The organism is Pirellulales bacterium, assembly GCA_036267355.1.
Lineage (GTDB): Bacteria > Planctomycetota > Planctomycetia > Pirellulales > DATAWG01 > DATAWG01.
The window spans coordinates 1-25,388 of record DATAWG010000028.1 but is presented as its reverse complement, the minus strand read 5'-3'; the positions used below and the strand labels follow the sequence as shown (position 1 = coordinate 25,388).

The window sequence follows — 25,388 nt, the reverse complement described above, 5'->3', positions numbered from 1 at the left end:
CGACCCAGGCGTAAAACGCCTGGACTACGAAAAAAACTGCGGCGGTCGGAACCGAATCGGTGGCTTATCGCTCCGCTTGCGTGCGGCGGTTGCTGATTTTCGCGTCGGGGGATTGTTCTAGATACGCGAACAGGTCGGCGATTTCTTCGAGCGTCAGGGCGTTCATCAGGCCCTCGGGCATCGCCGATTTTTTCGACGCGCGAATCTCGTCGACCTCGTCCTTGGCGATCGTGATCCGTTGAGTATTCGATTGCAACACGACGATCGAACCGTCGGGCTGGGTCGAGGCGAGGCCCCAAATGATGCGGCCATCGGTGAGCACGATCGTTTTGCTGGCGTATTGATCGGAAATCACTTGCGACGGAAAGAGAATCGATTCGAGGATTTCTTTTTTCTGAAACCGGCGGCTGACATTCGTCAGATCCGGCCCGACGCCTTCGCCTCGTTCGCCGAAGCGATGGCATTTGACGCAATTCGCTTTTTCGAACACGGTGGCCCCTTGCTGAGCATCGCCGGCCGATCCTTCCGGCGACGACAGGTAGCTAAGCAATTCTTCCATCGTCCAGCGATTGGCGTTCGAATCCTGCGGCAGCTTCGCCTCGGGCTGATCGGGATACTTCGAGGCGAACCATGCTTGCCAGGCGGCGAGCGCCGTGTCCCATTTGTCCTCGGCGAAGCTGAGCTTCTTGCCGGCCCAACGCTCCAGGAGCGGCACGGCCAGTTTGCCGCCGTTGTCGCCGAGCTTTAGTCCGCAGAGAATCGCCTGCCGCATCGGTTCCGAACCCTGGGGCTTACGATCCACCGAGGCCAATTTCAAGAGCACCTGCTGGGCAAATGCGCCTTCGACGATCGACAACGACTTAACAAGCACCGGCCAATTGTCGCCATTGGGATGCTCGGCGAGCGACATGGCGATGAATCCGCGCCGCTCCGGATCGCGATCGTAGAGCTCTCGCAAATAAGCCTGCGCGGCCGCATTGCCGCTGTGCCCAAGAACGGCGACGATCCCGATTCGCAGCCGGCGCACGGGCTCGCCGCTCATCGATTCCAAATTGCGATCGAGCGATTGAAGCTGGGCCAGCGTTTCGGCGCCGGGGTCGTCGGGCAATTTCGCGAGCACCGATAATGCCGAACTGGGCCATTTGGTTCCTTGCGTGAGCACTTGGGCTCGCTCGTCGTCGGTGAGGCTGACGAAGAAATCGCGCGAGACGTTTTCGACATAGCCCGTAAAGCTATGGCCGCCGGGCAGCGAACGGGCCGATTCGTAGAATTTCAACAGCGCGAATTTCTGCGACGTAGTCCAGTTTGGAATGAACCGGGCCATGAGCGCGAGATGCAGCTTTTCTTCCGCCGGCAGATCCGGATCTTGCAACTGCTGAATCATCCGCGCGTTGGCCGACGGTTCTTTTAAAAATGCCATCAGCCGAATCAATTCGCGATTCATCACGCGATCGCCCGCGGGATATTCGTTGGCAAGCCGCGCGCCGAGCGTGGGCACATCGCTCGGCATGAGCTTGCCGCGCTCCAACGCGAGTTCGGTCAATCGCAGCAGATCGAGGAAATCGGGATCGGTGACATAGCCGTCCAGAGTCTTCTGAACGCGGGCCAATATCGCGTCGACTGTGGCTCGATCGGGGTCCATTACTACGAGGGCCAACGCGCCTTGGAGAAACAGCCGCTGGTTCTTGGCCGCCAACGCCGCGGCTTGCCAGCCTTCCTTCGGAATCTGCTCGAGCGCTCGGGTTGCCGCGTAGCTGACATATCGATCTTGCGACACCAAAAGCGGCACGAGATCGGCCCACGTCGCTCGCTGGCCGGCGCGCACCAGCGACTCGCAGGCCACTCGCTGCACAAGCGGATTCGGGTCGCGCAAAAGTTCGACAAGCCGAGCTCCGGTGGCTTCATCGGCATGGATGCCCATCAGATACACGGCTTTCGCCCGAACCGAATCGTCGGGATCGCGCGACAGGCGCAGCAACTCTGCCGAGCCGGGAAAGGGCCCAAGCAATTGCATCAGCTCGAGCGCCCGGCAGCGGCTTTCAGGCCGGTTTTTGTCGTTATTGGCGATCGTGGGCAACTCAGCATCCCACGCCGCGCCGAGTTTTTGCTTGATGACGGCAACGCGCTGCCGAGCCCAAGCGCTATCGAGTTGTGGTTGCTGGATCGCCGCGCGCATTCCTTCGCGGACCGGCAGCGCGGATTCCGGCACTTTCCCGTTCCAGACGATGCGGTAGATGCCGCCTTCCGTGTCGCGCCCGCCGGTGCAGAAATAAAGTGCTCCGTCGGGCCCGATCGCCAGGTAGGTCACATTCAGTGGTTTGCCTTCAAGAAACACACTGCTCTCGGCGGTGTAGCTCGCCCCGGACGGCTTAAGCCGAACATTGAGAATCCGCCCGCGCGACCAATCGCCGACAAACAGCGTGTTTTGGAACCGGCGGGGAAACATCATGTGGTTGTAGGCCACGACGGCCGTGGGAGAGCTGCGACCCGTTTCGCCGATCGATGGCAGACTGTCGTAGAAATAAGTTGGCCAGGCACCCCAGCCGCTGCGCCAGCCGTAGTCGCCGCCGGCCACGACGTGCAGCAATCGCGTCGGCCGATACCACGGCTCGCCGACGTCCCATTCCATGTCGGACTCGTGCGTAATCAATTCGCCGGTGCGCGTGAAGGCGAAGCCATAGGGATTGCGGAAGCCGGCCGCAAAGGTTTCGAAGAAGCTGCCCGAGGCATCCGTGCGAATGATCCTTCCGCCGGGCGCTTTGACGCCGACGCCATAGCCGTTCGGATCCTCGTAGCGCGGCGAGATCAGATCGCCCTCATACGGATGATGATAGGGGCTGGCCGGATCGTCGGCATGAACCGGCTTGCTGTGGTCGCCCATCAAGACATAAATCAACCCATCGGGCCCGAGCACCGGCGCATGCGGACCATGTTCGGCCATTTCACCGGTGAATTTCAGCACGAGATCGACTTGTTTGGCTCGAACGACGGTAGCCTTGTGTGGCGGCGCGACCAATTTCTCGTGATTGTCGTCGGGCAATTCTTTGAGTGGCTTCAGTTCGCTTATGTTTGCCGCGGCCGGCTCTTCGTCTGTCGCTTCCACCACCGCAGAGGCCAGAATCACTCCGCTATCGGAATGCGGTCGGCTATTTTGCGCGGACGGACTCGAAGGGCCCCTGCGCGACGACGATGGAATCGATGCGGCCGGAGACGGCGCGCTAGTTGCGCCAGATGGCTTATCCACGGGCAGCGTAGCTGGGGCGGCCGCGGTCGGCGCCGGCGCATTGGGCGCGGCGGCCGTGGGGTTGGTCTCATTGGGCGGCGTCGCCAGCGGAGCGGTTCCGGGTTCGGAAATGCGATACAAACCGGTTCCTTGCGGACCCGCGCCGACGACGAACACTTGCCCGTTCAATGGCAAGATTCCCTGGATGCTTTTCACCTGATCGCAATACACCGACACTTTGCTCGGCGGCAGGCCCGCCTTCGCCGGCCGAACGATCAGCAGCGGGCCCCCTTCACGGGATGCCAAAATATCGCCGAATTCGTTAAACGCCATCGCGATCAACGAGCCGGTGTCTTGCGATGAGACGACCGCCTCGACGCGAAATTCTTCGCTGATCTTGAACCGGCTTCCCAGTCCATGCGCCAATTGCATTTCGTCGAGCCACGGCTTGACGACACCAAATTGCCCGATTTCGCGGGCCGGCAGCCACTGCGTTTCGTTGAATCGCGTTTGTGCCCAGCCGACGAATTCCTTCTGGCTCGTCTTCCACGACGAACCGGTCAGATACGACACCCAGGTGTCGCCGGCGCTTTTGACCAACACGCGAGCGGCCAATCCGGCCGGCCCAAAGTCGGTCTTGTTGGCCAGCACGGCAATCGTATTGTGGCCGGCCTTTAGAAAGCGCGTGATATCGTGGACATCCATCACGTGCCAGTTGTGGCCTTCGCCGACCTTTCGGCCGTTGACATACAATTCATACGATTCGTCGGCGGTGATTTGCACTTCGCCCGCCTCGGGCTGCGTCATCTCAAAGCTGCGGCGGAAATAGCAAGTGCCCAGCGGCACGCTCGACTTTGGATGCTCATCGGCGGCGGGCGACCAGATCCATTGCGCTTCGTGAATCGCGGTTTTCGGGGCCGCGGCCGCCGTCGAACTCGATGGCGAACCCGGCAACGCCGTCCTCGGAGTTGAAACGGACGGGGACGTGGGCGCCGATCGCGGCGACAGTGCGGCAGCGGATGAGGTGTCGGGCACCGGATCCGGCGGCGGCGCCGAGTTGGCCGACACGCCCCATAAAATCGCAATAGAAATCGCCGCCGCCCACGCCATCCCGGCAAAATATCGCATACAGATTCCTCCCTGAATCGCGCCACCCTTGCGTCAGGCTTTCTAGACTGACGTGGCCGGCCGCAAATGTCAGGCTAGAAAGCCTGACCGACGCCTCCATTCGGCGCGGAAGAATACAAGATTTCGGCAATTCACGCAACGGCAGCAGGGAAATACGAATGACCAAATGTCTATATGTATGACGAAGCACCAATGACGAATGTCTGAACGGATACAGAACCGCTGCTAGCACGCGAAATCGATCCGCGTAAGTGGCAGCGAACGTCGCGGGCTGTCGCCGGTCGTCCTCGCCAACGCTTCGGGCTACGGCGCTCGATCCGAACTGCGGGCTTCACAGGGGTCATTGCGCATATGCCGGCACTTCCGAAACTTCGTCGGTCCAGACCTGGAAAGTTTGAAGTTGATTGGGCCCGAACGTGGTCGTGATGGCAACGTCCGCGGCGTCGCGGCCGCGGGCCATCAAGATTCGTCCGATCCGCGGAATATGATTGCGCGGATCGAACGCATGCCAATTGCCGCCCAAATAGGCTTCGAACCAAGCGCTGAAGTCCATCGGATAGGGCATCACCGGCACGCCGATGTCGCCCAAATAGCCCGTGCAATATCGGGCCGGGATATTCAAGCAACGGCAAAGGGTGATCGCCAAATGTGTGAAGTCGCGGCAGACACCGGTTCGCTCGCGATACGCTTCCAGCGCTGTCCGGCTCGATCGCGCCTGCTGATAATCGAAACGGATGTGCTGGTGAACAAAATCGCAAATTGCCTGCACGCGCGGCCAACCTGGTGTGATCTGCCCGAAAAACTGCCATGCCATGTCTTTCAACTCGCTATCGACTTCGCAATAGCGGCTCGCCAGCAGAAACCGCAATGTGTCGAACGGCAGATCTTCGACGGCGATTTGTCTCGCCGTGGGAACTTGCAAATCATGCAGCCCCGAGTCTTCCACGATCGCGCCGTTGCGATAGACAACGCGCCCGGCCGGCACGACCGCCCGACAGCAACGATTCCCATAGGAGTCAAAATATTCTTCAACCGGCACGTAGGGATCGATTTCCAAATGCTCCGGCTTGCGGATGGTCGGCGCTCGCGACGGATGCGTATGAAGCATCAAGAGCACGGCCGTGGGGGCGGGATAGGTGAATACGATTTCGGAGCCAACTCGGATCAACATAGTCGCACGTGTCTCGATGAAAGGCTTGAGGAATTGGTGGCGGGCGGTAGGTTAAAGGCTCTACGACCGACAAGGAGATCGCATGACAACCGCCGATCGATGGTATTTCGCCTACGGGAGCAACCTATCGATGGAGCGGATGCAGAGGCGCACAGGACCGATCCGCGACGCAAGTGTTGCCCAGTTGAAAGACTTCCGCCTGGTCTTCAACAACACGGATACGGACGGCGTCGAGACGTATGCGAATATCATGCCAACTCCGGGCGGCGTCGTGTGGGGCGTTGTTTACCGATGCGCGCCAGCGGCGCTGGCAGCGCTCGACGAGTACGAATGCGTGTCCGACGGCTGCTATTCACGCGAAGTGGTCGAGGTCCAGACGGCGGCGGGCGAGCAATTGCAGGCTCAAGTATACGTCGGCGGCGAGCGGTTCATGGTCGAAGGCCGCCGCCCGAGCGACTGGTATTTGCAGATAATCCTGTCGGGCGCGAACGAACACGGCCTCCCGGAGGAATATGTGCGCGAGATCGAATTGCTCGCAAATCCCGCGGGGCCGCCGAGCCCGCCGCGCTAGCAAGGACGAAAACACGTTCCATCCTTGCTGCGGGCTCGGGGATGCCTACATCCGCGTCATGTCGCTGCTGGTGCCGCCGGCGGCGGGGATGTAGCTTTTGAGCACGTAGTCGATCACCATGCGGTCGGCGCTGAAGCGCCAGCCCATCGTGCGAATGGCGCGCTTCATGCGTTTGATCCAGGCCCGGGGAATGCCATCGCGGTCGCGGCGATAATAGAGCGGAATCACTTCATTCGTGAGCGTCGAGAGCAGGGCCGCCTGATCGCGCGAGTCGTGAACGTCGGTGACGGTGTGCGTTTCGCCGCCGCCGATCGCGAAACCGTTCGAGCCGTCGTAGGCCTCGGCCCACCAGCCGTCGAGAATCGAAAGATTCAATCCACCGTTGAGCACGACTTTTTCGCCGCTCGTGCCCGAGGCCTCGAGCGGTCGCCGCGGATTGTTGAGCCATACGTCGACGCCTTGCACGAAATGCCGGCCGACGTTGATGTCATAATCTTCGACGAACACCACTTTGCCGAGGAAGCGAGCGTCGCGCGTCAGCCGGGCGATGTATTGCAGTAGCTTCTTGCCGGGTCCGTCATGGGGATGCGCCTTGCCGGCGAAAACGAATTGAATCGGCATTTGCGGATCGTTCACGAGCGCCGCGATCCGTTCGATATCTTCGAAAATCAGAGTCGCCCGTTTGTATGTGGCGAAGCGGCGGGCGAAGCCGATCGTTAGGGCATCGTAGCTGAGCGCACGCCGCAACTGGGCGAGGGCTTCTTCCCCTTCGCCGCGCCGTTCGGCCTGGCGCACGGCAAGGCGGCGGACGAAGTTCAATAAACGTGCTTTGAGCGCCTGATGCGTCTCCCACAGTTCGCCGTCGTCGATCGTGTCGATCGTGTCCCACAAAGAGGCCTCGCTCGCTCGCACCGGCCAATCGGAACCGAGATGGCGATCATAGACCTGCCGCATCTGCGGCGCGAGCCAAGTGGGCACGTGCACGCCGTTGGTGATGTGCCCGATCGGCACTTCCTCCTCCGGCCGATTGCTCCACAGACCGGTCCACATGCTTCGCGAGACTTGCCCATGCAGCGAAGAAACGGCATTGGCCCGGCGCGAAAGCTTGAGCGCCAAGACGGTCATGCAAAAATCCTCGCCCGGGTTATAGGGATCGACGCGGCCCAGGGCCATCAGATGATCGTGGGCCATCCCCATGGCGTCGCGGATCGGGCCGAGATGCTCGTCGATCAGATGGGCCGAAAAGCGGTCGTGCCCCGCAGGAACGGGGGTGTGCGTGGTAAAAACGGTCTGGCAGGCGACGCGACGGATCGCCTCGTCGAGCCGCAACCCCTCTTCGGCCATCCGCTGGCGGACCAATTCTAGTGAGGCAAAGGCGCTGTGCCCTTCGTTGAGATGCACCACGCCGGGCGAAATCCCCATCGCCCGCAGCGCTCGCACGCCGCCGACTCCGAGCAGCAACTCCTGGCGGATGCGCACGCGATTATCGCCGCCGTAAAGCCGGCTTGTGAGTTCGCGGTCCTCTGGTTGGTTGCCGTCGACATCGGAATCGAGCAGGAGTAGTGCATTTCGGCCGACCGACACACGCATTACTCGCGCGGTGATCTCCGCCGAGCGCGTTTGAATCCGCACGAGCACTGGTTGCCCGTCCTTGCCCATGGCCGGCTGCACCGGCAACATCGCGTCGTTCACATGGAGATAGTCTTCTTGCTGCCAGCCTTCGATATCGAGCCGCTGGCGGAAATAGCCTTGGTTGTAGTAGAGCCCGACGCCGATCAGCGGAATTCCCAAATCCGACGCGCTCTTGATATGGTCGCCGGACAAGATCCCCAGGCCGCCGGAATAAATCGGCACCGATTCATGCAGCCCGAACTCGGCCGAGAAATACGCCACGGGGCGAGCCCAAAGAACTCCGGCATGGCGAGCGCCCCAGGTTTTTGTCGAATTCAAATATTCCTGCATCCGGCGAAACGTGTAGTTGATGCGGCTGTGGAGCACCAATTGCGAAGCCCGCTGCTCGAGCATCTCGATCGACATGCCTTCCAACAGAGCGATCGGATTGTGATCCACCTGCCGCCAGCGCACGGGATCGAGATCGCGAAACAGCGTCGCGGATTCATGGTCCCAACTCCACCAAAGGTTTCGCGCCAAGGCCCACAAGCGGTGGTACGACGGAGCGACGAACTGCTCGAGCATCCGCGTTTCGCTGATGAGCGGCCCGAGTTGGGCTCCGGCGTCGACCATCAACTGCATTTCTTCTTCCGAGAATGTGCGCGATTCGGCGGTTTGCACGATCAGTACGCCCTGCAACAGCCCGCGGTCGACCAGCGGCACGCCCAAGAACGAGCGGTACTGGTCCTCGCCCGATTCGCGGAAGTATTTGAATCGCGGATGCCGGGCGGCATCTTCCACCATGAGCGGCTTGAACTGCTCGGCGACCAGCCCGGCCAGCCCTTCGTCCAATCGCATCCGCACCCGGCCGACGCTGTCGGGCCGCAATCCCACCGTCGCGGCGAGGACAAGATTTGCCCGGTCCGGCTCGAGCAGATAGACCGAGCATACATCGGTTTCGAACCGGTGCTGAATCATTTGCACGATGTTGTCGAGCGTCTTTGCCGGAGTGCCGTTATGCGACACCAGGTGGTTGATTTCCTCGGGAGTCCAAAGAAGCGATCCGTCCGCCGGAATGACATTGGTGCTCATAGATTGAAGGGCCTTCTCGATGCGACGATTCCAGAGGGGGATGGGCGTGAGCGCAAGGGGGCGCGCGTATCGCCGCCCAGAAAGCTCCGCCGTGGCGGCGTAAAGGCAATTCACATGCCGCTTTGGCATGCGGCGTGCCGATGGCGGGAAAGCAGGCCAATCGCCGCTATTTTCGATTGGTTTTGCTTCGTGGGACGTTCTCCTCGCATCGCGGCTTGCCACATGTTGCGGCATTCGATGCACGCGAAAGGAACAAGGCCCAGCGCCACGGTTGCCCCTCCGACCAATAAGCGAGCCAACGCGGTTCAATAAACACGACGATTCGTCGTGGCCGAATCCCGATTTTTCCCGGGGAATGCCGGCTCGTAGCGTTTCGTATCGAGCGGCCGGTTGCGGTCGGCGGCGTCCGCGAACAGCGATGGCATGTCGTTTGCCAAGCCGTTTCCGGTTCGGTGCGCAAAAGGCGGAAGAGTGTTTCCATCGTGCCGGCGCTTTCGGTGGAGCTATGGTCGTGGTCGAACCGCAAGATTTAGTCGTAAAATCGCTGGGCCCGTGCCGGATCGATTCGCCGCTGGCGGAACGCCTGAATGGCCGTGGGCCGACGATGCACAACGTCGACGAGTCGGACCGAGTATTGTTCGACGATAAGGTTTCAGTGCTGCTCGAGCGGCGCTGCGGAATCGACAACCTGCCCTCTTTCGAGCCGGCGGGACCGCGAAAGAAGATTTTTTTCGACGCCTCGAAAACGCGAGTCGGAATCGTCACCTGCGGCGGCCTTTGCCCAGGTATCAATGATGTGATTCGGGCACTGGTGATGGAACTATGGTTTCATTACGGCGTGCGACGAATCCATGGGTTTTCCAACGGTTTCCAGGGCTTCGTGGCACGATATGGCCGCAGCGTCTTGGATCTTACGCCCGAGAGCGTCAGCGATATCAACGACTCGGGCGGAACGGTGCTGGGCACGTCGCGCGGGCAGCAAGATGCCGCCGAGGTGGTCGATTGCCTCGAACGGATGTGCACCAACATCGTGTTCATCATCGGCGGCGATGGCACGATCCGGGGCGCGATCAATATCGCCGCCGAGATCGCCAACCGCGGCGAGAAAATCGCGGTCGTCGGAATCCCGAAGACGATCGACAACGACATCATGTACATCGACCATAGTTTCGGCTTTCAAACCGCGTTTTCCGAAGCGGCCAAGGTAATTCGCATCGCGCACGTCGAAGCCAAGTCGGCCCCGAACGGCGTCGGGCTGGTAAAGCTGATGGGCCGGCAATCCGGCTTCATCGCCTGCTATGCCTCGCTGCCGATCAACGATGCCGATTTCGTGCTCATTCCCGAGGTGCCATTTCGCCTCGACGGAGAACGCGGCCTGCTCGCGGCGCTGCGGAAAAGAATCGAGCAGCGCGGGCATGCCGTGATCGTCGCGGCCGAGGGAGCCGGGCAGGAGTTGTGCGGCTCGGCGAGCAGCCAAACCGATGCTTCCGGCAATCCGCGATTGCACGACGTGGGATTGCTTTTGAAACAGCGGATCACCGAAGATTTCGCCGGCCGGGGCCTCGAACTAAACCTAAAATATATCGACCCCAGCTACGCCATCCGAAGCGTTCCGGCAAACGCCTACGACAGCGGCTATTGCATCCGCTTGGCGCATGGCGCCGTGCACGCCGCGATGTGCGGACGGACGGAGATGCTCGTCGGCCGATGGCACGGGCGATTCGTGCACGTTCCCATGCAGCTTGCCATCCGCCAGCGAAACACGGTCGATCCGCATGGCGATTTGTGGGATGCCGTATTGGAGTCGACCGGCCAACCCCGCGCGTTCGAATAGGCTGCCAACCTGGCGGACCACCAACTGTTTGCAATCGGCTTTTTCCGCCCCTTGACGACCCAGCCCATTCGCCACGGTCGATTTCACGCGCGGCCAATCGCTCAAAACATAGAGAGTGTGAATCCATGGACGTAATTGCCGAACACATCGCAAAAATCACTGACGCCAAGAAGCACAAGAAGCAGAAAAAGGGAAAGCATAAGCAACACAAGAAAGGCAAACACGCGGGCGAAGGCGCCAACGCCAATTCGCAGGTTGGCTTGCTCGATCGCGATCCATCGGCCGACGGTGATGACGGAAGGCCGAACGACGACGACACGTTCGGCACCAGCGATATCCGGCTCAAGCCGCACAAAGTCGACACAAAGGTCTACGAAAAGGAACTTGCCCGGCTGCAGATCGAGTTGGTGAAACTTCAAGAATGGATCAAGCACGAGCGCTTGAAAGTGGTCGTGATTTTCGAGGGACGCGACGCTGCCGGAAAAGGCGGGGTCATCAAGCGCATCACCGAAAGTTTGAATCCCCGTATCTGCCGGGTTGTCGCGCTGGGCACGCCCACGGAACGCGAAAAGTCGAGCTGGTATTTCCAGCGCTACGTGCCGCACCTTCCCGCCGCCGGCGAAATGGTCCTCTTCGACCGCAGTTGGTACAACCGCGCCGGCGTCGAACGCGTGATGGGATTCTGTAGCGACGGCGAGTATCAAGAGTTCCTCCGCTCGTGTCCCGAATTCGAGCGGATGCTCTGCCGATCGGGAATCATATTGATCAAATACTGGTTCTCGGTCAGCGATGAGGAGCAGGAGCGGCGATTCCAAAAGCGCATGAAGGACCCGACGCGCAGTTGGAAGCTCAGCCCGATGGATGTCGAATCGCGGGCGAAATGGATCGAATATTCGATGGCCAAGGACGCGATGTTCGCCCACACCGACATCAAACAAGCCGCCTGGTATGTCGTCAAGGCAGATTCGAAAAAATGTGCTCGGCTCAATTGCATTGCGCATTTGCTGAGCATGATCCCCTACAAAGACCTAACGCCGACGCCGGCCAAGCTGCCGCCGCGGCCTCGCCAAGGCCACTACGTCCGTCCGCCAATCAACGACCAGACATTCGTGCCGGAAATCTGGTAGGACCACCGGCACCGATTCGCATCGCTCCACCGCTGGCGGCATCGCCGTGTGACTCTATAATCTATGAGTCACGCCTTCCCCGGTGCCGGTCATGCGATCTCCCACGACTCTTGCTTCGCTTGCCGACGAACTGCGCGCAATCGTCGGGCAGAGCGGCGTGTTGCATGCCGGATCGGACTTGCTCGTTTTCGAGTGCGACGGATATCAGATCGAAAAGAATTCGCCCGATATTGCGGCGTTTCCGCGTTCGACCGACGAAGTCGCTCGCGTGGTGCGGGCGGCGGCGAGGTACGAAATCCCGATCGTGCCGCGCGGGGCCGGCACGAGTCTGGCGGGCGGTTGCCTGCCGGTCGGCGGCGGCCTGATGATCGTGCTGACGCGCATGAAACGCATCTTGGAGATCAATCTCCGCGATCGCTATGCCGTGGTCGAGCCCGGCGTGGTGAACGCCTGGCTGAATCAAGCGCTCGCTGGAACCGGCTACCACTACGCGCCCGATCCATCGAGCCAAGGGGCATGCACGATCGGCGGCAACGTGGCGACCAATTCTGGCGGTCCGCATACGCTGAAATATGGCGTGACGGTCAACCACGTGCTGGGGCTCGAGGCCGTCTTGGCCGACGGGCGCGTGATCCAGTGCGGCGGTCCGGCAGAAGACTCACCCGGACTCGATCTGGTCGGCGCGTTGGTCGGCAGCGAAGGGACGCTCGCGATTGTTGCCAAAATCTGGGTCCGCCTCACCCGCAATCCCCAGGGCTGCCGGACGATGCTGGCCGTGTACGATACGATCGATGAAGCCACCGACACGATCAGCCAAATCATCGGCGCGGGGATCATTCCGGCAGCCATCGAAATGATGGATCAGGGGATCATCGCAGCGGTTGAACAGGCGTATCATTTCGGTTTTCCGCTCGATGCGCAGGCCGTGCTGCTGATCGAAGTGGATGGGCTTGAGGCGGGCCTGGACGCGCAGCGCGACGTCGTGGCCGAGTTGTGCCGGCAGTGCGGTGCCCGCAATGTGCAGTTCGCGGCCGATGCAACCGAGCGGCAATTATTGTGGAAGAGCCGCAAGCAAGCCTTCGGCGCGATCGGCCGGTTGAGCCCGAACTATTGCACGCAAGACGGTGTGGTGCCGCGGACCAAATTGCCTCATATCTTGCGGCGCATTCTTGCGATTGGCGAGAAACATCGCGTGCGGATCGTAAACGTGTTTCATGCCGGCGACGGCAATATTCACCCGATCATTCTTTACGATGAGCGCGAGCCGGGGGCGATCGAGCGAGTGCTTCAAGCCAGCGGCGAAATTCTGGATGAGTGTATCCACTGCGGCGGCAGCGTCACCGGCGAGCATGGGATCGGCGTGGAAAAAATTCGCTACATGGCAAAAATGTTTACCGCCGATGATCTTGCCGCGATGGAGCACTTGCGGACTGCGTTCAATCCCGAAAACCGCCTGAACCCATGCAAAATGTTGCCGACGGCCGGCGGCTGCGGCATGGAACAAATCCGTCCCGGTCGCCGGGCGGCGCTATAAAAAACCGCAGGCCGACCGATGAGCCACACCGCCAGCGAGCTTTTGCCATTGACCGGAACAGTCGCGCCGCCCGATTCAGCGGCGCTGGCCGGCGCGCTGCGGCAGGCGTCCGCCGATGGCACACCACTCTATCCGATCGGCGGCGGCACAAGCCTGGATTACGGCTTGCCGGCGCGAGCGCCCGGCTTGGGGCTCTCGCTCGCCCGGCTCGATCGAATCGTAGACTATCCCGCCAGGGATATGACGATCACGGTCGAAGCCGGCATCAAGATGTCGGTCCTTGCCGCCGCGCTGGCCGAGCAGCGGCAACGCCTGCCGGTCGACGTGCCGCAGGCCGAACGAGCGACGCTCGGCGGCGTCATCGCGACGAACGCTTCCGGCCCCTTGCGTTACGGGCATGGCACGATCCGCGACTACGTGATCGGCATCTCGGTGGTGGACGGCCGCGGAATGGAATTCAAAGGGGGCGGGCGAGTCGTCAAAAATGTCGCAGGCTACGATTTTTGCAAGCTGCTCGTCGGATCTTTGGGTACCATCGGCGTCATCACGCAGGCGACGCTGAAGGTGAAGCCGCTTCCCGAAAGTTCGGCACTCGTGGCCTGCCGATTGCGCGATCACGAGCAGGCCGAACAGCTACTGGCTGGATTGGTTGCATCGCGCACCAGCCCCACGGCCATCGAGCTTCTTGCCGGACCGGCGTGGGAGGACGAGCCGGCGCTCGAGCCAATCGAACCGGCACAAACTGGCAGCGGGTTTGGTCAACTGGTCATCGCGCTCGAAGGAACAGCGGTCGAAGTGCAATCGATGACGGCGACGCTGGCCGACGAATGGCGGGCGTTCGGTGTGGCGGCGCATGTGTTGCCACCCGAGCGGGCCGAGTCGCTGTGGAAGCGGCTGCGGGAGTTTCCGGCCGCGCGCGAAGGGGGACAGCCACATTTTGCTCCCAAGGCACCGCAAAACGAGCCAGTCCCCAATGCTGGTTTGGTGGCAAAGATCAACGTGCCGGCTAGCCGGACGATCGAGATGATTCGGCTGGCCGGCGAAATTCAGCCCGACTGCTCGGTGCAGGCCCACGCCGGCAACGGCGTCATCGTGGTGCGAATGCCGTCGTTTCCCAGCGGCGGGATTTCGCGGCTTTGGATCGGCCGATTGCAGCCGGCAGCGCAGCAAGTCGGCGGCAGCGCCGTGATCTTGTCGTGTTCGCAAGTGAGCGAATTGACTCGGCAGGCCGTCTGGGGCCGCCCCGCCCAGGCTGCTATGCTGATGGAAGCCGTCCATCGGCAATTCGATCCGAAGAATTTGTTGAATCCGGGAAGATTTGTTTATTCGTAGGCCGGGCTTTTGAGCCTGACGGTATCGCTATGAGCAGTGCGGTAAAACCTTCGAGTAGCGCCCCGGAACCCTTGAGCGGCGCCGTTGGAGCATTGACCGAGATACGGCCGGCAAGTCAGGCTGGAAAGCTTGACCTACGGAGTTCCAAGCCCACGAATCCGGGCGAAGGAATCGATTATCGGCGATTTCTGGATTGCGTGCATTGCGGATTGTGCACGTCCGCTTGCCCAACGTATCTCGAACTCGGTGATGAAAACGATAGTCCGCGCGGACGTATCTATTTGATGCGGGCGGTGACCGACGGTCGCTTGGAATTGACGGCGTCGGTTCGCCGGCACCTCGATTTGTGTCTCGATTGCCGGGCTTGTGAGACGGCTTGTCCATCGGGCGTGCAATACGGCCGGTTGATCGAGCCTTTCCGCGTGGCAATGGAGCAATTGTCCGCGGAACACCTCTCAGGGGCGGCGCCGGCTGAACCGGATGTTTCCGGTGACAAACACGAAAGGTTAGAACCGTCGGCAGGCGGCGATTGGTTCCGTCGCAGGATTCTGTTTGGAGTGTTTCCGTATCCCGACCGGATGCGACGGCTCTTGCGGCCGGCCCGGATTGCGCAGCAATTGGGATTGATCGCGCTAGCCGAAAAGACCGGCTTGCTAAAGCTCCTTCCTCAGCCTTTGCAACGGCTCACCGGCATGCTTCCGCGGCTGCGAAAGCCGGCCCGTCGGCTTCCGGAATTTCTGCCCGCCGAGGGTAAGCGGCGGGCACGGGTGGCGCTATTCACCGGCTGCGTGGCCGACACCATGTTTCGCCACACGCATTGGGCCACGGCTCGCGTGCTGCAAAAAAATGGCTGTGATGTGCTCGTGCCGCGAAATCAGGCTTGTTGCGGGGCGATCCATTTCCATGCCGGAGCGAGCGAACCGGCGCGTGAATTTGCAGATGCGAATCTTACGGCCTTCGATTTTCAACAGATCGATGCCATCGTGGTTAACGTGGCGGGATGCGGGGCAATGCTGAAAGATTACGGCCATCACTGGCACGACGATCGCCAAATCGACCGGACTGCGTTCGCCGCCAAGGTGCAAGATATTCACGAGTTTCTCGACCAACTCGGCATCGTGCCTCCAACCGGGCGAATCGGGCTTGTGGCGACGTATCACGACGCGTGTCATTTAGCGCATGCTCAGAAAATCCGCCAAGCGCCGCGGCGCCTTCTGGCGCAGGTGCCGGGGCTGGTGTTGAAAGACTTGCCGGAAACCGAAATTTGCTGTGGCGCCGCCGGCACCTACAATCTGACCGAGCCGGAACTGTCGGACCGATTGAGCCGGCGCAAGCTGGCCAATGTCTTGAAAACCGGCGCTCGCGCCGTCCTCACCGCCAATGCCGGCTGCCTGCTGCAAATTGACCGTGAAGCTCGCCGGCAAAACGAGCGGTTGTGGATCGCGCATCCGATCGACGTGCTCGATATGAGCTACCGCGGCGTTGGGCCGCCGGTTTGACTGGAGCGAATGCGCGAAACCGCAAGCGAGCTTCGTTCTCCGCTTTGCGGCAACCCTCGCTTGCGGTTTCGCCTCGAAAAACCGGCTGCCAAAACGAACCGGTCCGCCCATTCCGAAGGAAGGGCGGACCGGCAATTTATCGTAAGCCGCCTTGTCTCAAGCCGCCGCGGTTATTAGCCGCCGGCGCCCTTCAGCAGGGCGAGCACTTGCTGCGGCTGTTGGTTGGCAATTTGCAAGACCGACGTGCCCGATTGCACCAGGATTTGAGCACGCGTCAGGTTCGCCGTTGCGGTGGCGAAGTTCGTGTCCTGGATGTTGCTCTGGGCCGAGGTCAGGTTGTTGACCGTGTTGGTGAGAGCGTTGATGTTGGTTTGGAGCGTATCGGACTGGAACGCACCCAACCGACCTCGCAGGTCGGCCACTTGATTGATGGCCTGTTGCACGATCGCCGACGCGGTGTCGGGATTGGTCGCCAAGGCGTTTGCTCCACCGGACTGAAGGGTATAAAGGCTGCCGGAGGTGCCGCCCAAGTTGGCGGAGCTGACGCTGGGGATGCCCAGCCGAATCTGTTCGGCCGACACGACGTTCGGTCCCAACTGGAAGTTGGCTCCGCCGCCCGTGATGTCGAAGCTGAACGAGGTGTTGCTGGCCAGGCTCGAGTTGACGTTGAAACTGACGTTCAGGTCGGTGCTGTTGAGCGACAGGCTCAGTCCGTTGCCGGTCGCTTCTTGTCCATTGATCGTGCCAGCGGTATCCACACCGGTGGTGTAAGTGGCATCGGTATGGGTGTTGCCGCTGATCGTGTGCGTGGCGAACGAACCGCTCAAGGCCTGGGCCGACACGAATGAATTCGAACCGTAGTCGGTCGAACTCAGCGTGAGCTGCGAACCGTTGACCGACGCACTGACGCCCGTCGAATCGCTCGACTGATTGACGGCCGATTCGATCTGGCTGATCGTGGTTCCGGCCGCGAAGTTGAGCACCTGATAGCCGTTGTCGCCGCCGAGCTGAAGCACCGTGGCGGAAGCAAGGGCCCCGCCGGAGTAGACCAGCGCGGCTTGCTTGGCCTGCTGGGTTACATCGACGTTCACCGCCAGCGACGTTTGCGTGCCGAAATTGGCCTGGTTGATCTGCAAGTTGCTGATCGCGGCACCGGCCGACGCCCCGCCCGCTGTCACCGCCGAAGTCGCGCCCAACGCGTACGAGCCGGTTGCTCCGGCGACGGTCGGTTTGGCGGTGAACAAGCCGGTGTTGTTGATCGCGGTCACCAAGTCGCTCGTGGTGGAGTTGGCATTCGTTGCGATGGTCAACGTTTTGGTGCTGGTGGTGTAGCTGGCCGTTTCGTGCCCGGCGGCCGCACCGCTGGTGAGCACGACGTTGACGCCGTTGTAGGCCGTGCCGCCGTTGACGGCGGTGATCTGAATCTGGTTCGACTGGGCCCCTTCCGAGGTCACGCCGCTGAACGTCGCGGCGGCCAGCGTGCTGGTGCCGTCGCTCGTGGTGCTGGCGCTGAACAGGCCGGTGGCGTTGATCTTGTTGATGATCTGGTTCGCCGTCGTCGAAGCGACCGTGCTCAAGGTCAGCGTCTTGCTGCTGGTCGTATAGGTCGCCGTGATGGCGCCGGCCGATGTAGCGTTCTGCGTGATCGTGACGTTGACACCGTTATAGGCCGTGCCGGCATTGGTTGCCGAGAGGACGATCGTGGCAGTTCCGGCGCCGGCGGTTGTGCCGCTGACGGCTGCCCCGTTGGCGGCGGTCGAAGTGAAAATCGCGCCCGAGCTCGCGGAGGCTGCATTGAACACGGCAGAGGTTGCCGTGCTGGCGGCGACGGCGGCGACGACGCTTGCCGCGGTGGCGCCGCTGGCAACATTGATCGTCACGGTTTTCGCGCTAGTGTCGATCGACGCGGACGTCGGGCCGGCTGACGCGAAGGTGTATTGGATGCTGTAGCCGTTCGCCGTACCGGGGGTCGCGGCGGTAAAGGTCACTGCACCGCCGCCCGTCGCCGTGCCGGTCAGGGTGAGCGACGCGTCGGGCGAGGCGGCGAAGTTGCCGGTCGCTTCGGCGTTGGCGGCTTGGGTGCCAAACGTGCCGGTGGCCGTGGTGAGGGCATTGCCGGCCGAGCTGGTGAGGAAGTTGAGGCTGCCGTTCAAAATGTTCTCGCCGCCGAACGACGTGGTTTGCGAGATCTGATCGATGGCTTGGAGCGAAGAGTCGACTTGGAGTTGATTGGCCGCGATTTCCGAGGCGCTTTCAGCACCCGTGTTGGCGGAGTTCGACACCAGCCCATTGATCGAGTCCAAGAGCGAGCTGATCTGGCCCAAGGCGCTATCGGCCGTGGCGATCAATTCGTCGGCCGTCTGGCTGTTGGTGATGGCGGCATTCGCCCCGGTGATGTTGGTTTGCAACACTTGGCTGGCGATCAAACCGGCCGGGTTGTCGGCGCCGGTGTTGATCTGGAAACCGGTGCTCAACTGAGTGAGGGAGGTTTGCAACTGGGTTTGTGAATTGGCCAACGCCGTCTGCGCGAGTAGTGAACTGATATTCGTGTTGATCCGGGACATGCCTGACACCCATTGAATGGTTAGAAAATTTGCCCACGACCACCGCGGCGCGGCGGCGCACTCAGCGGTGTCCCGGCTCGGGGGATACTCCCCTGTCCGCGGCCCGCACCAATATCACTCGACGCATGGTCTCCACCGGGCGTCCCGTTCCGCCCTTCCCGGGGCGGCATTGCCCAAAACTGCGCCGGCAAACCAACGCCACCGGCTGCGGCGACCTCCGTCGCGCTAGCAATCCCTAGGGGAAGTATCGACCGGTGTAAGTGGGAGCTTTAGGTAATTTGAGCAACTTCCACATTGTGTCCGCTGTTTTGTTTCTTCGGCATCCATTGACTGCCGTTGCGAGCAAAACAACCAGCATTTTGCCTACAACCATGGTCTTGGCCGGCGTTTTTCCGGAATTGCCGACAAAGTTGCCGTGGTTTCGCGCCGCCCAGGGGCCCTAGTGAACCATGTCGGAACGGAAAACGCGCCACGACCCGATTTGCGGCGACGCGCGTGCTTCGTGCGGTCGCCGGCAATAACCGAGCTATGCGCCGATCCGCTACGTGTTTCGCCGCATGCTGGTTCACGATCAACCGAGCCTACGGCTTGGGCGCCGATGGGGGCCTCGGAGCGCCGGGTTTGCCAAGCGCCTGGGCATCGCGCGGGTCGAGCCGGCTCGACCGCAGATTTTCCCTCTGGATCGCCTCGTAGACTTCCTGGCGGTGGACCGGAATTTCGGCCGGGGCGTTGATCCCCAAGCGAACCTTGTCTCCGCGAATATCGACAATCGTAATGACGATATTGTCACCGATCATGATGCTTTCGTCGCGTTGCCTCGACAAAACAAGCATCTCTGGCTCCTTCCTTGTTCCTATCAGAGGCCGATTTGGGCGATCGGCCGGCCGTGTGAAGCGGCGATGATCCGGATAAAATCCAAGTACGTTCCGGCAACCGGCATCAAGACCGATTGCCGCGATTACAAACTTTCAAGCCGTCCAAATGCGGGCGATTTCCCCGCCGATTTCGACAGCGGCGGCAAATTGTCCAAATCGAAGATTCGCAATACAAACCAATTCCGCTCGAGCCATCCGTCCTCAAGCGGGCAGCGGAACTTTTCCTTTTGCAAAAAACAGCGGCGCTGACATCCTCAGCCGGCCGTCTTCAATCGCGGACGCTCGGCAATTGCCGGCGACCCCAACTCGTGTTGGATCGGCTGATCTCCGTTAGCGACGACCTGCCGCCCCAGACGCCGTGCGAGATGAATCACCAGCGGCGCCTTGAGATTCAGCGTAATGCCACGTTCATTCTTCCCGACGATCACCAGCACCTGGGCATCCCGCACGTCGTTCAACTCCAACGGAGCCAATTCGCTCCGTGCGAGCCGGATCTGATAGCCAGCGACAAATCGCCGCGGACTGACGACCGCAAATGCGACTTCCCGCCGCGTCGTGCATTGCAGCCAACCAAGGGCGTCGTTGCTTGCATCAGCCAGCAACACCCATTCGCGGCAGTCTTCCAAACCGGGAATCCCGGCCGGAAAAATCAGCACGTCGTGAGGTGCGATTTCCAGGCGTCCAAAGCGTGTCGTTTGAATGAACATGGTGGCCTCCCTGCAAACACGCGCTCGTTCTAGCCCAATTGCTATCGCGGCCGGTCGAAATTATGCGGCTCTCGCGAGCCGCTTCCATTGATCCGCCGACGATTCCAAACCGCCAAAACGGCGGGCAATTATGCTAACTCTTGCGTCCGAGGTCGTTAAAACCGCTCGGATAGTTCATACAGCCTACAATCGGTCGGATGGCCGACTGCAAAAGAGAAAAAGTCTCGGCAAGATGAGAAAGAAATCGGGAACTCTAGGGGCTTGGATGGCCAGGCAAGATGTATCGGGTCGCCAAAATTTCCGACCGCTTTCGGCTGAACTTGTCGCGACCGCCGAAATCGTTCAATATTCGCGGCCGGAAAGCCATCGTTGTTTCGCAACCCGCGCAATTTTTCCGGTTACGCTCGCCCGCGCCGCGTCCGCGTTCCATTCCCCCGGATTTTCCCATGACCGAGGACCTCACGCTTTGCTCGGTTTCCTACCACAGCCGCTTTCACTTGGCGATGAACGACGAACTGACACGTCGGCCGGGCGACCGATTTCGCTGGCTCGTGGTTCAGAACGGCCCGGTCGAAGATTTGCCGCAATTCAGCGTGGTCCCTGGGGCGAGTCGCCCGACGTCGATTCCGGCCGGAAATCCGGCAATCAAGGCGGTGAGTTATCATCATGCCATGGGTCTTAACCTCGCGCTGCCACACATTCGCACGCGTTTCGCCGCGTTTATGGATCCCGATTTTTTCATCGTGCCGCCGATTGCCGAAGTGCTCGACTATATCGACCGCCGCGGCCTGGCCTTCTTTGGCGCTCCCTATGCCATCGATCCGAACAAGCGGAGGCGGCAGGATTTTCCCTGCGCCTTTTGCATGTTTGTCGACACGAAAAAAGTCGACATCGCGCGGTTCAACTTTCTTCCCGATTCGTCCCGGACCGACATCATGGCCGACACCGGCTTTCATATTTACACCCGCTATGCCGATCAGCCGCACGACATCGCGCTTCCGGCCTATGGCGGGCCGACGCCGTTTCGCCACAGCCGCCGGCAGCTCAGCGATATCTGCCCCGACCGCCTGACCAAAGCCAGCACCGACGCCTACTTCCTCGACGATCACTTATGGGGCATTCATCTCCACATGAAGCTGCATATTCATTTGCCCACAGTGGGCGAAGAGGCCGCACACCGCGAAGCCGAGGCCGATCTGGCAGTGGTGCGAAAGATCCTCCATCAGGCCCGGCAAACATGATTCCATTGTTCAAGGTTTTCGTGGCCCCCGAGGCCCAACAGGCAGTCTCGAAGACACTGTGTTCCGGCTACATCGCCCAAGGACCGCAAGTCGATCAGTTCGAGCAATTGCTCGCTCTTCACTTCGGCAACCCGCGCATGGTGACGGTCAATTCATGCACCTCGGCCATTCATCTCGCGCTGCATTTAATCAAACGCGAATATGGCTTAAGCGACAGCACGGAGATTTTGTCGTCGCCCATGACTTGCGCCGCGACGAATTTTCCCGCCGTCGCCAATCGCTTCGCAATCCGCTGGGTGGATGTCGATCCCGGCACGCTGAATATCGACCTCGATGACGCTGCGCGAAAGCTCAGCCGTGAAACTCGCGTTCTGCTATTTGTGCATTGGGGCGGCTACCCGATCGATTACGATCGCATGGCGCTACTAACCGCCGAATATCGCCGGCGATTCGGGCAAGACCTGATCGTCGTCGAAGATTGTGCCCATGCGTGGGAATCGAGATTCCGAGGACGGCTCGTCGGTAGCACTTGCGAAGAACATTTCGCGGCATTCAGTTTTCAAGCCATTAAATCGCTGACCACGGGCGACGGCGGATTGCTGATCACGCCGCCCGGCACGATGTGGCGCGGCGCCCGAATGGCGCGATGGTTTGGCCTTGATCGCGACAACAAGCTCGATTTCCGCAGCGCGCAGGATATTCCCGAGTGGGGATTCAAGTTTCACATGAACGATCTGGCGGCGAGCCTAGGTTTGGCCAATTATCCGCATGTCGCCGCGCTTGTCGCCAAGCAGAAAAACAACGCCCATTATTATTACGATCAATTTCAAGGCACGCCGGGACTGACACTGCTCGAGCGGCGGCCGGATTGCGACAGTTCGTATTGGTTGTTCACGGTGCTCGTCGCCGATCGGCCCGCGTTTGTCGAGGCAATGATTGCTCGCGGCCTGCAAGTGAACCAGGTGCATACGCGTAACGACAAATACGGCGCGCTCGCAGAATTCCAATCACCGCTTCCGCAACTCGACCGAGTTGCCGATGCGATGATTTGCTTGCCGGTCGGTTGGTGGCTTACGGACGAGGATCGACAACACGTTGTCGACGCCGTGCGGCAGGGTTGGTGAATCGGCGCACCGCGAGATCGGCTCCTATTTCGGTGCGTTTGCAACCGCATGGAATGCCGAACGCAACTCGAGGACATGTGTGATGGAACTTTGGATCAAGCCGAGCGAACTGGCCGACGTGCCGGCGATTGTCGCGCTGCGCAACGACCCGGCGACTCTTTTGCACCTCCACGATCCGAACCAATACAACGAAGCCCAAACGGAAGACTGGCTCCACCACTTGCCTGCCACGTCGAAGCGATACTCCGTGTTCCCGTGGACGAACTCACCCACCACGCCCGCCGAACTCGGCCCATTCATCGGCCTGGTGCGAATTGACCGCATCGACGCGGTGAGCCGCAATTGCGCGGTGGGCCTCGATCTCGTGCCCGACCAGCGCGGCAAAGGGCTGTCGAAAAAAGTGTATGCCTGGCTGCTCGACTATCTGTTCCGTCAATTGAACATGCACCTGGTTTATCTCGAGGTGCTCGAATCCAACACCCGCGCGCAGCATGTTTATGAGCGGCTTGGATTCCGCGTCGATGGCCGGCTGCGGCAGCGGGTTTTCCGAAATGGAATGTACGAAGACTCGATCCTCATGTCCCTTCTGCGGAGCGAATACAAGCAATGACCCGAGCCCTGGTCACCGGCGGAGCCGGCTTCATCGGCCATCATCTCATCGAACACCTTTTCAAGAACACCGATTGGCATATCGTCTGTCTCGACCGGCTCGACACCTCGGGCAATCTCAATCGTCTGACCGAAATTCTCGACGGCACGCCCGACTACAAAAAACGATTTCAGTTCGTATGGCACGATTTGAAGGCGGCCGTGAACAGCCAAATCGCGTCGGCGATCGGGCCGATCAAATATATTTTCCACCTCGCGGCAGCCTCGCATGTCGATCGCAGCATCTCCGATCCGATGGCCTTCGTGTACGACAACGTCGTCGGCACCGGCAATTTGCTGTGCTACGCCCGGGATATCGATTCGCTCGATAAGCTGATCAATTTTTCGACCGACGAGGTGTTCGGCCCGGCCCCGCACGGCACGTTCTACAGCGAATGGGATCGCTACGACGCAACCAATCCCTACTCGGCCACGAAAGCCGGCGCCGAAGAGCTCGGCCTCGCCTTCGCCAACACCTACGGCCTGCCCGTCATCACGACGCACTCGATGAACGTTTTCGGCGAACGGCAGCATCCGGAAAAATTCGTGCCGATGTGCATCAAGCGAGTTTTGCAGGGCGAAAAGCTGCTGATCCATTGCAGCAAGGAAGGCGCTCCCGGCAGCCGGCACTATATCCATGCACGCAATGTTTCCGACGTCGTGCTATTTCTCTGCGAGCATGGCCACAAGCGGGAAAAATACAACATCGTCGGCCATCAGGAATTGAACAATCTCGAAATGGCCCAGGCCATTGCCGACATTCTCGGCAAACCGCTCAACTACGAATTGATCGACTTCCATTCCAGCCGCCCCGGCCACGACCTACGCTACGCCCTTCGCGACACGAAGCTGAGCGCGATGGGTTTCGAATTCAAGATCAGCTTCGACGAATCGCTGCGCCGCACCGTGTGGTGGAGCTTCACGAACAAGCGGTGGCTGGAGTAAGGCTACAGGCTACAGACTGAAGGCTTGAGGTACGAAGCAGACGATGGCAGAATCTCGCGTATGAGAGATCATCGGAAACTTCGCGCGTTTGAACTGGCCCACTCGCTGGCGCTATCTATATTACCGCGCTACAAAGAACTTTCCGGAGGATGAGCAATTCGGTTTGACTTCGCAGTTGCGCCGGTCTGCCGTTTCCATCGCGTCGAACATCGTGGAAGGCTCTGCACGATCGTCGCACGCGGACTACTGCCGTTTTCTCGACATGGCGTTCGGCTCTTCCCGACAAGTCGAATATCAACTAACGGTGTCCTTCCGGCAAGCGTGAAAAATCGGTCACGGGGCGGCGGGGCCGTACGTCCGCGGTGTAATTGTGGCGCGGACTTGGACCACGCGGAGACAGCGAGGTCGCCAACGGCGTCAATCGCAGGTTATTGCGGCCGCTATTTCTTGAAGCGGTCGTGCAGCGATTGAAGTTGCCCTTGGCAGATGAATCCTACGCGGTCACTCTTCTTCATCGCCTCGCACCAAGCCACTACCTTGTCCGACGGCAGGTCGCACTTTTTGAGGGCTCGAAGAACAGGCATCAAGCATTCCTGAATATCGTCGGTCATCATTCCCTCGTCGCTCATCTCGACCTGATAGCTGCCAGCCTTCATCAACTCCAGCGAAAGTTCCCTCGCCAGACGAAACTCTCCGAGGGCGATCATGCGGCCTAAATTGCGCTTCACTTTGCTGTAGGCTGCGTAGTCGTAGCTGAAGTTGCGGTTGATGTCTCGCTCGTCGAAGTCGGTCGCGCCGGCGATCGCTTGGCGCGTCGCCGCAACGAGCTCTTTGGGCGAGGCTTCCAACTCGATGCGCGCGGCAAGGCGGCGGAGAATGTCGCGATCCTTGCCCGCCCCTCCACAAGGACGTCAATCAGGTCGTCTTTCGTGCGTTTTGCCAGCGCTGTACGGAGCCGCTGCGCAGCATCGGTCGACTTGGCAACATTCTTCGGACGCCGTTTGGCCATTTTCACTTCCCATTCCCGCCAACGTTTCCCGGTAGTTCCACGGCATCCAATTCCGCGGGTTCTGGCCCGCTACGACCGCATGCCGATTGAGTTGCGTGAGGTAGTCGAACGGATTGGCTTTGCCGAGTTCGCAGGTGTGGATCAGGCTCATGA

20 protein-coding genes are annotated in these 25,388 nt (G+C 60.5%); 11 read left to right on the top strand and 9 right to left on the bottom strand.

Translation table 11 applies throughout. The features are described 5' to 3' along the window. Positions 1–64: 64 nt before the first annotated feature. From VHX65_04610 to VHX65_04600, 3 genes are all read right to left on the bottom strand, one after another. The gene (locus VHX65_04610) at positions 65–4,177 is read right to left on the bottom strand and encodes a HEAT repeat domain-containing protein (GenBank protein ID HEX3997810.1); all 4,113 of its coding nucleotides are present in this window, start codon (positions 4,175–4,177) and stop codon (positions 65–67) included. Further along, on the bottom strand, positions 4,086–4,517 hold the full coding sequence (locus tag VHX65_04605) for a hypothetical protein (protein HEX3997809.1): 432 nt from the start codon (positions 4,515–4,517) through the stop codon (positions 4,086–4,088). The genes VHX65_04610 and VHX65_04605 overlap by 92 nt, the downstream gene beginning before the upstream one ends. Positions 4,518–4,691: 174 nt before the next feature. Next, the gene (locus VHX65_04600) at positions 4,692–5,522 is read right to left on the bottom strand and encodes a transglutaminase family protein (GenBank protein HEX3997808.1); all 831 of its coding nucleotides are present in this window, start codon (positions 5,520–5,522) and stop codon (positions 4,692–4,694) included. Positions 5,523–5,604: 82 nt separating this feature from the next. Between VHX65_04600 and VHX65_04595 the strand changes: the two genes are divergently transcribed. After that, positions 5,605–6,093 (top strand): gamma-glutamylcyclotransferase family protein, encoded by a 489-nt coding sequence (locus VHX65_04595; protein HEX3997807.1) that lies wholly within the window; start codon positions 5,605–5,607, stop codon positions 6,091–6,093. A gap of 45 nt (positions 6,094–6,138) precedes the next feature. Here VHX65_04595 and glgP read toward each other — a convergent pair whose 3' ends face one another. Further along, positions 6,139–8,796: an alpha-glucan family phosphorylase gene (glgP, locus tag VHX65_04590; GenBank protein HEX3997806.1), complete on the bottom strand. Its 2,658-nt coding sequence runs from the start codon at positions 8,794–8,796 to the stop codon at positions 6,139–6,141. Between the two features lie 511 nt (positions 8,797–9,307). Here glgP and VHX65_04585 point away from each other — a divergent pair. The 5 genes from VHX65_04585 to VHX65_04565 all read left to right on the top strand — a co-directional run bounded on the left by VHX65_04585 (position 9,308) and on the right by VHX65_04565 (position 16,122). After that, positions 9,308–10,630, top strand: coding sequence for an ATP-dependent 6-phosphofructokinase (locus VHX65_04585; GenBank protein ID HEX3997805.1), 1,323 nt, complete (start codon positions 9,308–9,310; stop codon positions 10,628–10,630). Positions 10,631–10,755: 125 nt separating this feature from the next. Then, positions 10,756–11,757 carry a polyphosphate kinase 2 gene (ppk2, locus tag VHX65_04580; protein HEX3997804.1) on the top strand — a complete coding sequence of 334 codons (1,002 nt, stop codon included), beginning with the start codon at positions 10,756–10,758 and terminating at the stop codon, positions 11,755–11,757. A 91-nt stretch (positions 11,758–11,848) separates the two neighbouring features. Continuing rightward, positions 11,849–13,291 (top strand): FAD-linked oxidase C-terminal domain-containing protein, encoded by a 1,443-nt coding sequence (locus VHX65_04575; GenBank protein ID HEX3997803.1) that lies wholly within the window; start codon positions 11,849–11,851, stop codon positions 13,289–13,291. A gap of 18 nt (positions 13,292–13,309) precedes the next feature. After that, positions 13,310–14,623 (top strand): FAD-binding oxidoreductase, encoded by a 1,314-nt coding sequence (locus VHX65_04570; GenBank protein HEX3997802.1) that lies wholly within the window; start codon positions 13,310–13,312, stop codon positions 14,621–14,623. A 71-nt stretch (positions 14,624–14,694) separates the two neighbouring features. Next, positions 14,695–16,122 (top strand): (Fe-S)-binding protein, encoded by a 1,428-nt coding sequence (locus tag VHX65_04565; protein ID HEX3997801.1) that lies wholly within the window; start codon positions 14,695–14,697, stop codon positions 16,120–16,122. Between the two features lie 173 nt (positions 16,123–16,295). Here the strand turns inward: VHX65_04565 and VHX65_04560 are convergent, their stop codons facing one another. The 3 genes from VHX65_04560 to fliW all read right to left on the bottom strand — a co-directional run bounded on the left by VHX65_04560 (position 16,296) and on the right by fliW (position 20,268). Continuing rightward, a complete protein-coding gene (locus VHX65_04560) occupies positions 16,296–18,686 on the bottom strand; it encodes a flagellin (protein HEX3997800.1) in 2,391 nt (796 codons plus the stop codon). A gap of 581 nt (positions 18,687–19,267) precedes the next feature. Beyond that, positions 19,268–19,519, bottom strand: a complete 252-nt coding sequence (gene csrA, locus VHX65_04555; GenBank protein HEX3997799.1) for a carbon storage regulator CsrA — start codon at positions 19,517–19,519, stop codon at positions 19,268–19,270. Between the two features lie 296 nt (positions 19,520–19,815). Continuing rightward, the gene (fliW, locus tag VHX65_04550) at positions 19,816–20,268 is read right to left on the bottom strand and encodes a flagellar assembly protein FliW (GenBank protein HEX3997798.1); all 453 of its coding nucleotides are present in this window, start codon (positions 20,266–20,268) and stop codon (positions 19,816–19,818) included. Positions 20,269–20,714: 446 nt separating this feature from the next. Between fliW and VHX65_04545 the strand changes: the two genes are divergently transcribed. From VHX65_04545 to VHX65_04525, 5 genes are all read left to right on the top strand, one after another. Continuing rightward, positions 20,715–21,509, top strand: coding sequence for a hypothetical protein (locus tag VHX65_04545; GenBank protein HEX3997797.1), 795 nt, complete (start codon positions 20,715–20,717; stop codon positions 21,507–21,509). After that, positions 21,506–22,633, top strand: a complete 1,128-nt coding sequence (locus VHX65_04540; protein HEX3997796.1) for a DegT/DnrJ/EryC1/StrS family aminotransferase — start codon at positions 21,506–21,508, stop codon at positions 22,631–22,633. The genes VHX65_04545 and VHX65_04540 overlap by 4 nt, the downstream gene beginning before the upstream one ends. Positions 22,634–22,715: 82 nt before the next feature. After that, a complete protein-coding gene (locus VHX65_04535; GenBank protein ID HEX3997795.1) occupies positions 22,716–23,243 on the top strand; it encodes a GNAT family protein in 528 nt (175 codons plus the stop codon). Next, the gene (locus tag VHX65_04530; protein ID HEX3997794.1) at positions 23,240–24,226 is read left to right on the top strand and encodes a GDP-mannose 4,6-dehydratase; all 987 of its coding nucleotides are present in this window, start codon (positions 23,240–23,242) and stop codon (positions 24,224–24,226) included. The genes VHX65_04535 and VHX65_04530 overlap by 4 nt, the downstream gene beginning before the upstream one ends. 88 nt (positions 24,227–24,314) lie before the next feature. Beyond that, on the top strand, positions 24,315–24,551 hold the full coding sequence (locus VHX65_04525) for a four helix bundle protein (GenBank protein ID HEX3997793.1): 237 nt from the start codon (positions 24,315–24,317) through the stop codon (positions 24,549–24,551). A 115-nt stretch (positions 24,552–24,666) separates the two neighbouring features. Here the strand turns inward: VHX65_04525 and VHX65_04520 are convergent, their stop codons facing one another. Next, positions 24,667–25,074: a hypothetical protein gene (locus tag VHX65_04520; GenBank protein HEX3997792.1), complete on the bottom strand. Its 408-nt coding sequence runs from the start codon at positions 25,072–25,074 to the stop codon at positions 24,667–24,669. 63 nt (positions 25,075–25,137) lie between these two features. After that, positions 25,138–25,388 (bottom strand): hypothetical protein (locus VHX65_04515; GenBank protein ID HEX3997791.1); only part of this gene is annotated, 251 nt, incomplete at its 5' end.

What these genes read in the sequence shown, in the direction of transcription:
- VHX65_04600 (HEX3997808.1), bottom strand. Translation starts at nt 5,522, where the DNA reads ATGTTGATCCGAGTTGGCTCCGAAATCGTATTCACCTATCCCGCCCCC.
- VHX65_04595 (HEX3997807.1), top strand. Translation starts at nt 5,605, where the DNA reads ATGACAACCGCCGATCGATGGTATTTCGCCTACGGGAGCAACCTATCG.
- glgP (HEX3997806.1), bottom strand. Translation starts at nt 8,796, where the DNA reads ATGAGCACCAATGTCATTCCGGCGGACGGATCGCTTCTTTGGACTCCC.
- ppk2 (HEX3997804.1), top strand. Translation starts at nt 10,756, where the DNA reads ATGGACGTAATTGCCGAACACATCGCAAAAATCACTGACGCCAAGAAG.
- VHX65_04575 (HEX3997803.1), top strand. Translation starts at nt 11,849, where the DNA reads ATGCGATCTCCCACGACTCTTGCTTCGCTTGCCGACGAACTGCGCGCA.
- VHX65_04570 (HEX3997802.1), top strand. Translation starts at nt 13,310, where the DNA reads ATGAGCCACACCGCCAGCGAGCTTTTGCCATTGACCGGAACAGTCGCG.
- VHX65_04560 (HEX3997800.1), bottom strand. Translation starts at nt 18,686, where the DNA reads ATGTCCCGGATCAACACGAATATCAGTTCACTACTCGCGCAGACGGCG.
- csrA (HEX3997799.1), bottom strand. Translation starts at nt 19,519, where the DNA reads ATGCTTGTTTTGTCGAGGCAACGCGACGAAAGCATCATGATCGGTGAC.
- fliW (HEX3997798.1), bottom strand. Translation starts at nt 20,268, where the DNA reads ATGTTCATTCAAACGACACGCTTTGGACGCCTGGAAATCGCACCTCAC.
- VHX65_04545 (HEX3997797.1), top strand. Translation starts at nt 20,715, where the DNA reads ATGACCGAGGACCTCACGCTTTGCTCGGTTTCCTACCACAGCCGCTTT.
- VHX65_04540 (HEX3997796.1), top strand. Translation starts at nt 21,506, where the DNA reads ATGATTCCATTGTTCAAGGTTTTCGTGGCCCCCGAGGCCCAACAGGCA.
- VHX65_04535 (HEX3997795.1), top strand. Translation starts at nt 22,716, where the DNA reads ATGGAACTTTGGATCAAGCCGAGCGAACTGGCCGACGTGCCGGCGATT.
- VHX65_04530 (HEX3997794.1), top strand. Translation starts at nt 23,240, where the DNA reads ATGACCCGAGCCCTGGTCACCGGCGGAGCCGGCTTCATCGGCCATCAT.